General features: G+C 63.1%; 9 protein-coding genes and 3 pseudogenes. 8 read left to right on the top strand and 4 right to left on the bottom strand.

The window, feature by feature from the left end; genetic code table 11:
- Positions 1-240: 240 nt before the first annotated feature.
- The 5 genes and pseudogenes from FGU64_RS21670 (at position 241) to FGU64_RS21645 (ending at position 4,843) form a co-directional block, all read left to right on the top strand.
- Positions 241-993 (top strand): damage-inducible protein, encoded by a 753-nt coding sequence (locus FGU64_RS21670; RefSeq protein WP_139954988.1) that lies wholly within the window; start codon positions 241-243, stop codon positions 991-993.
- Complete coding sequence (locus tag FGU64_RS21665) at positions 908-2,431, top strand: DUF6504 family protein (RefSeq protein ID WP_139954987.1); 1,524 nt, start codon at positions 908-910, stop codon at positions 2,429-2,431. Before FGU64_RS21670 ends, FGU64_RS21665 begins: the two co-directional genes overlap by 86 nt.
- A pseudogene (locus tag FGU64_RS21660) lies at positions 2,428-3,030 on the top strand (PHP domain-containing protein); the annotation flags it as partial. The gene FGU64_RS21665 and the pseudogene FGU64_RS21660, both read left to right, overlap by 4 nt.
- Before the next feature lie 212 nt (positions 3,031-3,242).
- Positions 3,243-4,097 carry a hypothetical protein gene (locus FGU64_RS21650; RefSeq protein ID WP_139954986.1) on the top strand — a complete coding sequence of 285 codons (855 nt, stop codon included), beginning with the start codon at positions 3,243-3,245 and terminating at the stop codon, positions 4,095-4,097.
- A gap of 23 nt (positions 4,098-4,120) precedes the next feature.
- Positions 4,121-4,843, top strand: coding sequence for an AbiV family abortive infection protein (locus FGU64_RS21645; protein WP_246671186.1), 723 nt, complete (start codon positions 4,121-4,123; stop codon positions 4,841-4,843).
- Here FGU64_RS21645 and FGU64_RS21640 read toward each other — a convergent pair.
- Positions 4,837-7,272, bottom strand: a pseudogene (locus FGU64_RS21640) (error-prone DNA polymerase); the annotation flags it as partial. The gene FGU64_RS21645 and the pseudogene FGU64_RS21640 sit on opposite strands and share 7 nt — an antisense overlap.
- Here FGU64_RS21640 and FGU64_RS21635 point away from each other — a divergent pair.
- Positions 7,268-7,501 (top strand): annotated as a pseudogene (locus FGU64_RS21635) (TrbG/VirB9 family P-type conjugative transfer protein); the annotation flags it as partial. The pseudogenes FGU64_RS21640 and FGU64_RS21635 overlap by 5 nt on opposite strands.
- A gap of 74 nt (positions 7,502-7,575) precedes the next feature.
- Here the strand turns inward: FGU64_RS21635 and FGU64_RS21630 are convergent.
- Complete coding sequence (locus FGU64_RS21630) at positions 7,576-8,232, bottom strand: acyl-homoserine-lactone synthase (protein ID WP_139954984.1); 657 nt, start codon at positions 8,230-8,232, stop codon at positions 7,576-7,578.
- 1,105 nt (positions 8,233-9,337) lie between these two features.
- Positions 9,338-10,585, bottom strand: coding sequence for an alanine racemase (locus FGU64_RS21620; RefSeq protein WP_139954982.1), 1,248 nt, complete (start codon positions 10,583-10,585; stop codon positions 9,338-9,340).
- A gap of 116 nt (positions 10,586-10,701) precedes the next feature.
- On the opposite strand from FGU64_RS21620, the gene FGU64_RS21615 reads away from it, so the two are divergent.
- Positions 10,702-11,502 (top strand): zinc ribbon domain-containing protein, encoded by an 801-nt coding sequence (locus tag FGU64_RS21615; protein WP_139954981.1) that lies wholly within the window; start codon positions 10,702-10,704, stop codon positions 11,500-11,502.
- A gap of 123 nt (positions 11,503-11,625) precedes the next feature.
- On the opposite strand, the gene FGU64_RS21610 is transcribed toward FGU64_RS21615, so the two are convergent.
- Complete coding sequence (locus FGU64_RS21610; protein WP_139954980.1) at positions 11,626-12,522, bottom strand: LysR family transcriptional regulator; 897 nt, start codon at positions 12,520-12,522, stop codon at positions 11,626-11,628.
- A 268-nt stretch (positions 12,523-12,790) separates the two neighbouring features.
- Between FGU64_RS21610 and FGU64_RS21605 the strand changes: the two genes are divergently transcribed.
- The gene (locus FGU64_RS21605) at positions 12,791-13,525 is read left to right on the top strand and encodes an SDR family oxidoreductase (protein WP_139955502.1); all 735 of its coding nucleotides are present in this window, start codon (positions 12,791-12,793) and stop codon (positions 13,523-13,525) included.
- Positions 13,526-13,559: the final 34 nt, after the last annotated feature.

Below are 13,559 nucleotides of genomic sequence, written 5' to 3'. Positions count from 1 at the left end.
ACCAACGCCTGCCAAGAACTACCGAAATCAAGACGCCGTGCGGGCGCTATCTCGACGTTGTCAACCGTTCCAGGTGCTGCGGGCCGGCGACGACACTGTCCTCGCGACGCAAACCGCTGGTGGGCCGGAGCGATCACTCTTCCCCTGGCGCGACGGAATCGAGCTTGACTCTTCGATGTCATCGTTAGAACAAATAGAGAACATGATTGCAAGGCCCTTACATGGAGGTCGATCAATATCGTGCGGCCTCAGCCCGCCATCGACGCTTTGCGCGCGCAGATCGAAAAGATCGAAGGCCATCGCCGCCGCGTGCAATCGGTGCTGCCCTTCGGGCTGGCCGAGGTCGATTCACGCCTGCCCGGACAGGGCCTTGCGCGGGGCGCGCTGCATGAGATTGCGGGCGGAGGCCACGGCGTGGTCGATGGCGCCGCAGCGGCCCTGTTTGCCGCAGGCATTGCCGCCCGCACCAAAGGGCGCGTGCTGTGGTGCATCACCCAGGCCGACATTTTCGCTCCTGCGGTCGCCCAGGCCGGCCTGCCACCCGACCGTGTGATATATCTCGAGGCTGGCGACCAAGCCAGCGTTCTCGCCTGTATGGAGGAGGGTCTTCGCCATGGGGCGCTCGGCGCTGTCGTCGGTGAGGTTGCGCACCTGTCGATGAAGGCCTCGCGCCGCCTGATGCTCGCCGCTGAGGGCACCGGGACCATCGGCCTCGCGCTACGCCGCTGGCGCCGGCAGGCCCACGCTACGGATTTCGGCCTGCCTACCGCTGCCGCAACCCGCTGGCGGGTTTCGGTACTGCCGTCCACGTCCCTGCCGGTCCCCGGCGTCGGACGGGCGCGCTGGCTCGTCGAGTTGATCCGGGCCCGCGCCGGCGAATCCGCAGATTTCGAACTGGAAGCTTGTGATGAGAAGGGTCGTCTCGCTGTTCCTGCCGAACTGGTCCACCGACCGGCTACGGCGCATGACCGGCGACAAAGCGCCGCCCGCTGAGGCACCGCTGATCGTGGTTGGCCGAGACGGAAGCCGGCGGATCGTGACGGCAGCCGATGCGGCGGCCACCGCGCTCGGCGTGCGCGTCGGCATGCCTGCGGCCAAGGCGCAGGCTTTGGTGGCAGGCCTTGCCGTCCGCGATGCCGACCCCGTAGGCGAGGCCGCGGCGCTGGATCGTCTGGCGCTCTGGATCCTGCAACGCATCGCGCCAATCGTTGCCGCCGATCCCCCCGATGGGATCGTCATCGACACGACAGGCGCCGAGCATCTCCATGGTGGCGAGCTCGCCATGCTCGACGGCCTGGTGGGCCGCCTGGCCATGTCCGGCGTCGCGGCGCGCGTCGCCATCGCGGACACCTGGGGAGCTGCTCATGCGCTCGCGCGCTTTGTTGCCCAACCCACGGCGGTGGCACCGCGCGGTCATGGCGCCAACGTCATCACCAATTTGCCGATCGAGGCGTTGCGCCTGCCACGCGGCATACCGGCTGAACTGCGCCTGCTCGGCTTCGATCGGGTCGGCGACGTCGCGGTCCAACCCCGTGCACCGTTGGCGCTGCGCTTCGGCCCCGAACTCGGCCGTCGCCTCGATGCAGCCCTTGGCCGCTCGGTCGATCCGATCGAGCCGATCCGGCCCGCGGAACTGACAGAGGTGCGGCGGCTCTTCGCCGAACCAATTTCGGCGGCCGAGACGATCGGCAGGTATATCGGCAAGCTGGTCGAGGCGCTCTGTGCCGCGCTTGAACAGAAAGGCCAGGGCGCGCGCCGGCTCGACCTCATCTGCCAGCGTGTCGACAGTCGCGCGCAGGCCGTCCGCGTCGGCATGGCCAAGCCGGTGCGCGACGTGAAGCGTCTCACCCGGCTGCTCTGCGACAGGATCGAGACCATCGATCCGGGCTTCGGCATTGAGGCAATGACGCTGTGCGCCACCATCGCCGAGCGACTCGACGCGCGCCAGATCGTGACCTCCCTGGTCGAGGAGGTCGAACCAGACATCTCCGATCTGATCGACACTCTCGCCAACCGTGTCGGCGAACGCGCGCTTTATCGCGCCGCGCCGGTGATGAGCGATGTGCCCGAGCGCTCGGTCTGCCGCGTTCCGGCGCTTGCGTCCGACAGCGGTACGAGCTGGCCCGATGCTTGGCCACGCCCTGCGCGCCTCTTCCTTCATCCCGAACCGGTTGAGACCATTGCCCTGCTTCCTGACCATCCCCCAGTCTCCTTCACCTGGCGCGGCGTGCGCCGGCGCGTGAAGCGAGCGGACGGGCCAGAGCGGGTGTTTGGCGAATGGTGGAAACGCGATGCCGAACTCGCCGCGGTGCGCGACTACTACCGCGTCGAAGACGAGACCGGCGAACGCTACTGGCTCTTTCGTGCCGGCGACGGAGAGGATCCAACGACCGGCAGCCAGCGCTGGTTCATCCATGGAATTTTCGGATGAACGCGCCCCGCTACGCTGAGCTCCAGGTAACCTCGCACTTCTCCTTCCTGCGCGGTGCCAGCTCCTGCGACGAGCTATTCGCACAAGCCGCCATGATCGGCATCGAAGCGCTTGCCGTTGTCGACCGCAACTCGCTGGCGGGCATTGTGCGGGCGCGCGAGGCAGCCAAGGCAACCGGCATCCGGCTGGTCGTCGGCTGCCGCCTCGACCTCGCCGACGGCACATCGGTGCTGGTCTATCCGACCGACCGCGCCGCCTATGCGCAGCTCTGCCGCTTGCTCTCCCTCGGCAAGGGACGTGCCGGCAAGGCCAAGTGCCACCTCGAATGGCCCGACCTCGCCGCTTATGGCGAGGGGCTGATCGCGGTGCTGGTGCCGGACGCGGCCGATGAGGAATGCGCGATGCGGCTGCGCCGGTTGCGCGACGCCTTCGGGGATCGCGCCTATCTGGCGCTGACCTTGCGGCGTCGGCCCAACGATCAGATGCGGCTGTATGATCTCTCGACGCTCGGCACAAAGATGCGCGTGCCGACCGTGGTGACGAACGACGTTCTGTTCCATGAGCCCGGCCGGCGTATCCTGCAGGATGTGGTGACGGCAAGCCGATCACGCTGCCGGAAGGCATCCTATTCACCACCTATGCCACGCTGCGCTCCGACGACCGCGGCGACAAGGTTTCGCGGGTCCGGCAGATCGTCGAATGGTTGTACGAATATCGGTGTCCAGTCGCTGGTCATGTAGAGTGCCTGATTTCGGCGGGTGGTTGCGGCCGAGAGGGAAGTAAATGTTCGCGAGAATAGGCCAGGACGACGATGAACGATACGGAACGTGAGGCGATCATCCTCAATTCGGCCTGGGAGATGATCGACGGCATGGTCAATTGGGCGATGTTCATGAAGACCGATCGGCCCGATCCGTCAAACCTCATGTTCCAGACCAGTGGATGCGCGCGGCTCTTCGTTATCCTGCTCGGTGATTTCCTCTCCGAGATTCGTGCCTTCAAGGGCGAGCCGATACCGTTGGGCCTCAAGCGAGCGCCGAGCAACGCGCGCCCGTCCGACCTGACATTCCTGTTTCACTTGCGGCAAGTCTGCACCGATCCGAAGCTTGGTGCCGACGGAGATGGTCTGTCTGCAGCGGTGGAAGCATTCGCGACCTGGCTGGAAGGGGAGTTCATCGCCACAGGCGTCAACCTGCACGCAATCGATGTCGTCGCGGATGTGCGCATCACGCGCTACCGCTACCTCAAGATGTGCGGCGACATGGCCAAGCACAATCTGGCGCGGCTCGCGACGAATGTGGGGCATCTGCGCCGACTGCTCGAGCAAGCCGGTCATCCGGTAAGCGAGCAACAGGCTTATCTCGCCGTCGAAACCTTCTTCGAATGGTTTCACGAAGACATTTTCGTCTACCATTCGAGCCAGATCGGCGAGTTCCTGAACAACATCCGCTGGGCGATCTACGACTATCTCCAGCCCGAATTCAGGCGGTCGTACCATGTCCCCGCGACGTCGACTGCGGAGTTTCCCAGGTACAGCTATCACGTGCCGTCAGCGATTACCGAGCCGGTGGCGGTCGCCATGTATTGGGATGCCATGAACCGCTCGCGGTCACAGCCCTATGTGCAGCGGTTCGTGATCCCGGACTACATGAAACAGCGCTACTGAGGGCCATGAGACGGGAGAGCAGCGTGAGCGACGATGAGGCGAATTCGGATCAGGCTTCCCTCGAAGTGATCGTCCGTGGGGCCGAGAAGACGTTCGACAACGCGGAGCATCTATTCTTCGAGGCGGAGCTCCTCGGCAAGGCGGGCGGGGTGGCAAGGGCCCTGTCCCTGCACCAGATCTCGTTGGAGGAATGCGCCAAGGTCGATACGCTCGGTGCTTGGGGAATGAGCCTGGTGATGGGATTGGAAGTCGACCAGAAGAAGGTGCTTGCTGCATTTGCCCGGCATGCATCCAAGAACAAGTCCAATGCCTACATGCTCGAAGGGTCGGAGGCAGAAAAAGCCGCGAAGCTGCGTGGTGATCTGCAGGGTGCCATAGAGGCGTTCAAGAGGCGCCAGGTCGAGTTTCACGAGACATCGAACCACGCGAAGAATGCCTCGCTTTATGTCGACTGGGAGGATGGCGCGTTCGTCGCCCCGAGCGAACGCATTACTCAGGCGATGCTGGCGGAGATCAAGGAGCGAAATGCTCAGTTTCTCGGCTACGCCCATAATTCGGTGAGGATGCTCAAGCGGCTTGCCGCATCTCCCGATGAGATACGCGGCATGTTCTCCGGATTCGTTGAGCAGGCGGAAAAGTTGCGGGATTCGAAACCGGACAATGCGATCGAAGCGATCGAAACGTGGCTTTGGGAATTCCTGGAGACCGAGCTGCGCAAGCGAAGGCGGGAAGATCCGGCTCAGTGAAAATTCCGGGCCCGCATCCGGATCTCGTCAAGATGGAGATAGGGGTCGACGACGTTGCGCGCGGCGGGGACCTTTGCTTCGTCACGCGGATCGGGCCGCGGGCCGCCGCGATGCAGTTCGTCGCCGCGTCCATGCGGCAAGGGGAACGGGTCGCCGCGATGGCCGATCGAGGCGAGCAGGGACGTCAGGTCGGTCAGCTGATGGGCGACCAGATGCACCACCTCGCCTTCGCGTTGGACGCGACCGCGTACGCCTAGCATGGCTGAAGACAAGATGACCCGGCGGTATTTCTCGAAGGTTTTCGACCACACCACGACATTGGCGGTGCCGGTTTCGTCCTCGATGGTGGCAAAGAGAACGCCCTTGGCGCTGCCGGGCCGCTGGCGGACGAGTACGACGCCGGCGCATTCAAGCCAGCGTCCGTTGCGCGAAGCCATCGTCTCGGCGCAGGAGACGATGCGCCGGTGCGTCAGATCGGCGCGCAGGAAGGACACGGGGTGGGCGCGAAGTGACAGGCCGAGATGGCCATAGTCTTCGACCACCTCGCGGCCGTCAGTCATCGGGCGCAGCGTGACGGCGGGCTCAAAGGCTTCAGGCAAGGGCTCGGCCTCGCGAGCCGCCGCTGCTGCAAACAACGGCAGGGGTTCGTCGCGCAGCGGACGGATGGCCCACAGCGCCTCGCGCCTGGCCAGCCCCAATGCCGGCTGAAAGGCATCGGCTTCGGCCAGTCGCGTCAGGGCGGCGGCCGGCACGCCGGCGCGGCGCCAGAGGTCATCAATTGAGGCATAGGGCCGGTCCTCGCGTGCCGCGACGATCGTCGCGGCATCGCGGTTGGCGAGACCCTTGACCAGCCGCATGCCCAATCGGACCGCAAAGCGGTCCTCACCTTCAGTCGGTTCGAGGGTGCAATCCCAATGCGAGCCGTTGACGCAGACCGGCCGGATCTCAACCCCGTGGGCGCGCGCATCGCGGATGATCTGGGCGACAGCATAAAAGCCCATGGGCTGGGCGTTGACCAGCGCGCAACAGAACACGTCGGGATGCCAGCATTTGAGCCATGCGCTGGCATAGGCGAGAAGCGCAAAACTGGCTGCGTGACTTTCCGGAAAGCCATAACTGCCGAAGCCTTCCAATTGCTTGAAGGTGGCGGCCGCAAACTCGGGTTCATAGCCATTGGCGATCATCCCCGCGATGAGTTTGTCGCGGAATTTCGAGACGCCGCCCGTGTGTTTGAATGTCGCCATGGACCGGCGGAGCTGGTCGGCCTCGCCTGGCGAGAATCCCGCGCATTCGATGGCCACTCTCATGGCCTGCTCCTGAAAGAGCGGCACACCCAGGGTCTTGCCGAGCACGGCTTCGAGCTCGGGCTTGGGATAGTGGACGGGCTCGATCCCCTCGCGGCGGCGCAGATAGGGATGCACCATGTCGCCCTGTATCGGACCGGGCCGGACGATCGCCACCTGGACAACGAGGTCGTAATAGGTTCTGGGTTTGAGGCGCGGCAGCATGGACATCTGCGCGCGGGACTCGATCTGGAAGGTGCCGAGCGTTTCGGCCTTGCGGATCATCGCATAGGTGCGCGGATCCTCGGCCGGGATGGAAGCGAGATCGAGCGCCATGCCCTTGTGCTCGGAAAGTAGGTCGAGGCCCCGCCGCATGCAGCTCAGCATGCCGAGCGCCAGCACGTCGACCTTCATCATCCTCAGGGCATCGACATCGTCCTTGTCCCATTCGATGACTTGGCGGTCTTCCATCGCCGCCGGTTCGATCGGAACGAGATCATCGAGTCGATCGCGGGTCAGCACGAATCCGCCGGGGTGCTGGCTCAAATGGCGCGGGAAGCCGATCAGTTGATGGGTAAGCTCGAGCGTGAGACGCAGGCGTCGGTCGGCTACGTTCAAATTGAGCTGGTCGACATGCTGCGGCCCGATCTCCTGCTCGGACCAGCCCCAGACCTGGGTGGAGAGGATCTTGACGAGATCCTCGGGCAGGCCGAGTGCCTTGCCCACGTCCCGCAACGCGCCCTTTGCCCTGTAGCGGATGACGGTCGAGCACAGCGCGGCGCGGTCACGGCCGTAGGTCTGGTAAATCCACTGGATCACCTCCTCGCGGCGTTCGTGCTCGAAATCGACGTCGATGTCGGGCGGCTCGCGCCGCTCCTCGGACACGAAGCGCTCGAACAGGAGCTGGTTGCGGTCGGGGTCGATCGAAGTGATACCGAGAACGAAACACACCGCAGAGTTCGCGGCCGAGCCTCGCCCCTGGCAGAGAATACCTTTGGACCGGGCGAAGCGGACGATGGAATTGACGGTAAGGAAATAGGGCGCGTAATCGAGGCGCTCGATCAATGCGAGTTCATGCCGGATGGTGGCCTTGACCTCCAGCGGGATGCCCTCGGGATAGCGGTTGGCCGCCCCCTCCCAGGTCAGGAAGCCGACCCGCACCGACATCACCACCAACCTCGTCATCACCACGGATCGCCGCACCTACCTCATCGAACTGCGCTCCGGCGAGTCTCCCTACATGCCGGCCGTTGCCTGGGCCTATCCGCAGGTCGCTTCACAGCGGACCAGCATCCCCGCCACGCCGGCGATCCCGGCACCGGCGGCGCGCAACCATCGCTATGGCTTGACTGGCGACGCGCCGGCGTGGCGGCCCGGCAACATACCTTCGGCCCGAACGCTTCTTCCTCGCCACGATCATCCACCGACGCGGCAATCCGAGCTGTTGCGCTACGCCCTCCGAGTGATCTCGGAGGCAGCTCGCACCGTTGAAAGCACAGGCTTGTGCAATCCGGCCTTGCTCCCCAGCCGTCGACGCAGTGCATCGGACGTCTCGAACAGCCCGGCGTATGTCATCGCTGCCCCGATCCGTGTCGGGACACCGATGACCTCGTATCCGCAATCGAGACTGCGGAAGATCCGAGCCATTCGAGCGTCGAACACCGATACGATGTGTTCGACGCCTGCAAGTTGAGCTGCTTCCACAAGTCCGCAAAGCAGTTCAACGGTAGTGGCGTTCGCGACCTGGTTGGCTTCCTGATGAGCCGGACCGATTCCCACGCCAGGGTTGATCGCAAAACGCGAGCTTTCCCAGATCAGCGGACTTTCGACCGCCCCATCGGGAACGAGAACCGAGAACACATCCCTAAGCATATTCGGTCCGGTCGTCGGAAGCAGCCGCACGGCGCCTTTCAACTCTTCCGTGACCTCATCGATACTAAACAGGTACAGCGGATCCTCTGCGTCGAACCAGTCAATCTCGCGACCGTCAACGACCGTTACGTCCCAACCCAGTCGATTGGCGAATACTGCCGCGCGCATACGGAACATCTGGTCGAAAAGGTCTGGATGGAGATGGCGGTCAACGCCCTCAATAGCCAATATCATCGTCTCCTCCTCGCGTGGGAACGAGGACGACGTAGGAGCTAATGGCTGAGGCGAGTATCCGGCTGAATAGCCGGGTTTACGGCATATCGAAGAGCAGGCCCGACTTTAACGCCAGCGAAACAGCGTGCGTGTTGCTCGACGCACCAAGCTTGTACCGTGCGCTTTCCAGATAACAGCGCACGGTATGCGCAGACAACCCGAGGATGACTCCGCACTCCCAGACGGTCTTGCCTTCCGAGGTCCATTGCAGGCATTCGACTTCTCTTCGCGACAGGTGAGGTCGCCCTCGGAGCACACCCTCGGTACGAAGCACGGCTTCGTGGAGGTGTGACGCAATGACAGGGAAATGCCGAAGCACGGTTCGGCGTGTCCACTGCCATTCCCTATTGCTGAAATCTGCGGTCACCGAGAACAATGCCCGGTCGCCGAGGTAGCCATGAACAGGAAATGAGAGTCCTTGTCGGCCGAGACCAAATTCGTGTGACTCTCCAAAGAACTGCCGCAAGTGACCGTGCCGCTCGCGGAACTCATCCCAGTCCAGTGGGAGTATGCGCCTGAGGCCAACTTGGATGGTCGGATCTATTCTGAGATATCCTTGTGCCCTGTACCTATTCACCCAGTCCGCCGAATAGGTCACAGCTATGTACGGCTCACGCGTTGGGCCCCCACGAGTGAGTGTTCCCGCGCCAAGATAGGCGACGGTCTTCATTCCGTACTCGGCAGCTACACGCTCTAGCAGGGGATGGACATGTTCTGGGCGGCGCGCTTCAGAAATATATGAGAGTATGCCCTCAAGGTCAGGCATCAGTTCCGCGCCCCAGATCGGCACTCAAAGCTGAGACAGCAAACGCATTCCACTCCAATGGCGACCTCTTACAAAGATCGGGGTAGAGACCTCTTTGATCGGCGCTAGCTTCCTCCTCCAATGCCTCCTCGGTACGTGACGAGCATGAATGGCTTGAGGTTCGCCGATGCTAAGCCGGTTCTATCGTTGAATAAGGCCGTCGATACGCGATGCGCCTGCTCCCGGCCTTAGCGCCACCAGCCTCCGACACGACGGCCGGTCTCGAAAACGCGAGCGGCGAGGCCGGCACGCGGGCCGGAACTATTCCGCCGCTACTTGGCTGAGTTCCTCCCGCACGCTCGCAGGTGAAAGTGGCTCGAGATTTGCGTCGAGCGGCGTGCAGGCCCAGTCGAACAGGGTATGAAGTTGGGGAACGCCCTTGGAGAGCCCGGACACGCAGGCAATAAACGAACGCGTCATTTGCATTTGCGTGCGATAGCCGAGCAACACGGTGTCACCAGGTCGGCACCTGTCGCCAGGCTCAAGCACCGCATGATAGTCGATGACCTGTTTGATTTCGTGCCGGTATTCGACTCCATTCTCGCGTGCAGCCTCCCAAGTCGGCCCCACCAGTGCCCCTGGTGAGCCTGGCATATGCATGTCGTGGTACACGCCACCCCCATACGCATAGGCTCGCGCTCCAACGTGATGAGAGATCTCAGTGACATAAACGTACGCCGGAATCTCAGGAAGGTCGTCACGGTAGGCGTGGTTCGGGGTGGTTCCGGAGATGCCGTTACCGGGTTCCACATGGGTCGCGCCATAGCCAGCCAGCATAGGCATCGTATCTGAGGCTGTGTTGCCCGGTGTGTTGATCTGCTGAACGTCAATTCCCATGCCCCGGAGCGTGTCAGCGGCGCGAAGGATCGTATGCAGGTTCGGCGTAGGTTCCGCTTTGTCCCCACGATTCGGATTGTATCGAACACACGGGAACGCGGTGACGCCAACGAGCCGGACGTTTGTGAGCTTGCCAATCGCCCCAGCTACTTGCGCAACTTCCCCTTCTTGGAAACCACCTTCCTGTCCGTCAAAGAAGATGTCTCCGGGTGAACTCACGCGGATCATAACGTCCTGGATAATCCCCGCACCGGAGGCTGCCCCGTCGATCCACTGCGCGTGTTCGATATTGTAAACCGTCATCACCTCCGGCCGCATCGCGACGGCTGCCGGGATCTGGTTTCGCGGAATCTGGTTTAGATGCCCCATGTGTCCGACGGGGATGCCATACCTTCGTGCCATCAATGCGCAATTGATGTCGACGGCCACCACGCCGCCTAGGCCGGCGGCTCGAGCAACCCTTGAGACGAAGGGATTGCGCGCAAACTGCTTCGTCATGATGTACGTCTTGAGCCCGAGTTCCTCGGCCGTGGCACTCAAGACCCGAGCGTTCGCGCCTATCGCGTCAAGATCGATGAGGAAGGTGTTGGCTGGGATGCGCCCCGACTGATGAAAATCGATTGCGGCCCTCAGAAGGTCCGGGTTGCGATCGATAAGTCTCTGCATGAACATGAAACGCTACCTTCCTACTGCGACGGTCGTTCTCGGGAATCCTGGGAGGTGGTGAGCCCGGTGATCATTGAGACGATCTCATTGTTCGATGTTTTCCTGGTGCGCTTGATGCCCACTTGGACGCCTCGGCGCAGCACGCAAATACGATCCGCAAGCCGGAATACCTGATCGAGGTTGTGGCTGATGAGCAGGATGGCTCGGCTTTGTGCCTTCAGGGTCCTGATGTTGCTCTCGACGCGTGCGGTCGCTACTACACCTGCTCGACCCGAGCGCGGCAGGGTCGAACAGGCTGTCAGGGACCGGCGGTCCCGATGGACCGGCTGGATGACGCCGTGATCGACTTCCTCCGATCGACGCTGCTCGTTCCCCAACGGATCGAGGCGTTGATGACCCCGCTTCTGGCACATCGTGAAGACTGGACGGATCGTCGGCGCCAGCATGTTGTCAAGTTAAGAGCGCAAGCGGATGAGGCAGAGCGCAAGCTTCGAAATCTGTATGAAGCCGTCGAAAACGGGATGTTTGTCAGTACCGATCGGATGTTCAAGGAGCGTATCGCCGAACTTTCCAGTCTCCGGGAGCAAGCCGAGATCGAAGCGGACCGGGTTGAGGCAATGGTGATCCGGATAGGCCCTATGCTGTCCATGCAGGACGTGATCCGTATGGCGAAGGACGCGCGGATGAGATTTCAGGTGGCCGGGAAACCGCCTCGTCAGATCATCCGGACGCTGCTCCAGCGGGTGGAGGTTGCCGGCAAGGATGAAGCTCGTGTGAAAGGCTCGCGAGGCGGACTACTGAAGGCGATCGCCTCTGCAAACGGTAACAGGGCGATCGTGACGGCAGGCAACGGCGGACTGAGCTTGGATTGGTCTAGCCGAGACGGCGTGGAAGACAGCTATGCTTTCTCCGTGCCGATGTAAGAAGAGCAGTGCCGACCTAGGAGGATCGTCGTCGTGCTCTCCCATTCACTCGGCAGCTTAGGGGCCGGAAGCGGAACGACGGCTTTTGGGAGCGACTTGGGATAAAGCCGCCAGCGTCGGGCATCAGTCGCGCGATACGGACAGGCCTGCCAGCAGCGGCGCGTGGGCGGCGAGCCTGCGGGATACGAACTCGGTGAAGAGCCGTACGCGCTTCGTCTTGCGTGCCTCCCCCTGCGTAAGAAGCCAGAGCGTCCCATGCATGGGTACATTGATGCCCGGCACCCTCACCAGCAGGGGGTCGGCATCTCCGACGAAGCACGGCAGCTTCGTCATCCCGATCCCTTGCTGCGCCGCCACGATCTGCGCCTCGGCGTCCGGGGTCCTGAACGGAACTCCCGTGGCGTGAACCTCTGCCTCGCGCGCCCAGTCCGGATTTCCATGATTGTCTATGACGATCCATCGGATGGGACCTGCAGCGCCCGCACGCCACGCGGCCAGTCGATCGCGGGACATGTAGACGCCGCTGACGAGCTCCGGTCCCTTCAGGCCGTGAAGATTGAGCGGCAGGGTCTTGCGATCGGCGACGATGCGGATCGCGACGTCAGCCTCGCGGTTGGTCAGGTTAGCCACCTCGCCGGTCGTCATGATTTCCATCTCGATGTCCGGATGCAGACGTGCGAAGTCGGCGAGATCGGGCATGAGCAGGTGTGTGGCGAGGAACGGCGGAAGCGTCACCCGCAAAAGTCCGCGCGCGCTCTGGTCTCGGCCGAAGACGCGCGTCTCCAGCAAATGTGATGACGCTTCCATCTGCTCTGCGAACTCGAGGACCTCCTCGCCCGCTGAAGTCAGGCGGTAGCCCGAGGGCAGCTTCTCGAACATCTGCGCGCCCAGCCGTTGCTCGAGCTGGGCGATGCGTCGCAGCACGGTAGAGTGGTTCACTCCGAGACGTTCGGCGGCAGCCCGGACCGACCCCCCACGCGCGGCGGCAAGAAAGTAGCGAACGTCGTCCCAGTCGATCATGGTGCAATCCCGCACCGCTGGGTGCGCCCTTCAAAGCCTGCATCTAACATGCCGAATGGCAACAAGGGCGGCCATTATAGCATATGCCGACGAGTGCGGCTCGGTTTCGGGAGATGGATAGGGATCGTCGCGGCTGGCGACAGTCGCCCGGCCGGATCGATTTCGCACCACCGATATGCGCGCTTCCGCACTCAACAACGGACGCCGGCGGACCCATTTCGAGGTTCTCGGGGACGGATGCTGTCCCGACACCACGAAAGGGAAAGTCATGGGAAAGCTTGAGGGTAAGGTTGCCGTCATCACGGGTGGCGCTACCGGCATCGGCCTCGCCGCGGCGAAGCGCTTCGTCGAGGAGGGTGCCTTCGTCTTCATCTTCAGTCGCCGGCAGAAAGCGCTCGACGCCGCCCTGGCCGAGCTCGGGCCCAATGCCCGCGCGGTGAAGGGCTCGGTCTCCGATGAGGCCGACCTCGACCGGCTCTACGCAACGGTGAAGGCCGAACGCGGAACCCTCGACATAGTCTTCGCCAATGCCGGGGCGGGAAGCCTGCTTCCTCTCGGCGAGATCACCGCCGAGCACATTGACGAAACCTTCGACACCAACGTGAAGGGTACGATCTTCACGGTCCAGAAGGCGCTAACGCTGATGGGCGAAGGCGGTTCGATCATCCTGACCGGATCGAGCGCCGGCACCACGGGTGCCCCGGCATTCAGTGTCTACAGCGCGAGCAAGGCGGCAGTGCGCAACCTTGTACGGACCTGGGCGGAGGACCTGAAGGGCACCGGCATCCGGGTGAACGTGCTGTCGCCCGGGCCAACCGCGACCGAACTCGCGAAGGAAGCGGTAGGCGAGGAAGGCATGAAGGTCTTCGCCTCGATGAACCCACTCCAGCGCATGGCCGATCCGGCGGAAATCGCAGCGGCGGCCGCCTTTCTCGCATCGTCGGACAGCAGCTTCATGACCGCGAGCGAACTCGCCGTCGACGGCGGTCTGGCACAAATCTGACGGGCCACGCCGGGAAGGCTCCAGTCAACTATTT

The sequence above is a fragment of the Mesorhizobium sp. 8 genome, from assembly GCF_006351905.1.
In the GTDB taxonomy this organism is placed as follows: Bacteria; Pseudomonadota; Alphaproteobacteria; order Rhizobiales; family Rhizobiaceae; genus Mesorhizobium; species Mesorhizobium composti.
This window is presented reverse-complemented; position numbering and strand designations above follow the sequence as displayed.

Bases quoted from the DNA above. Each gene is read 5' to 3' on its own strand.
- FGU64_RS21630 (WP_139954984.1), bottom strand. From the start codon at position 8,232: ATGATATTGGCTATTGAGGGCGTTGACCGCCATCTCCATCCAGACCTT.
- FGU64_RS21665 (WP_139954987.1), top strand. From the start codon at position 908: ATGAGAAGGGTCGTCTCGCTGTTCCTGCCGAACTGGTCCACCGACCGG.
- FGU64_RS21605 (WP_139955502.1), top strand. From the start codon at position 12,791: ATGGGAAAGCTTGAGGGTAAGGTTGCCGTCATCACGGGTGGCGCTACC.
- FGU64_RS21610 (WP_139954980.1), bottom strand. From the start codon at position 12,522: ATGATCGACTGGGACGACGTTCGCTACTTTCTTGCCGCCGCGCGTGGG.
- FGU64_RS21650 (WP_139954986.1), top strand. From the start codon at position 3,243: ATGAACGATACGGAACGTGAGGCGATCATCCTCAATTCGGCCTGGGAG.
- FGU64_RS21620 (WP_139954982.1), bottom strand. From the start codon at position 10,585: ATGTTCATGCAGAGACTTATCGATCGCAACCCGGACCTTCTGAGGGCC.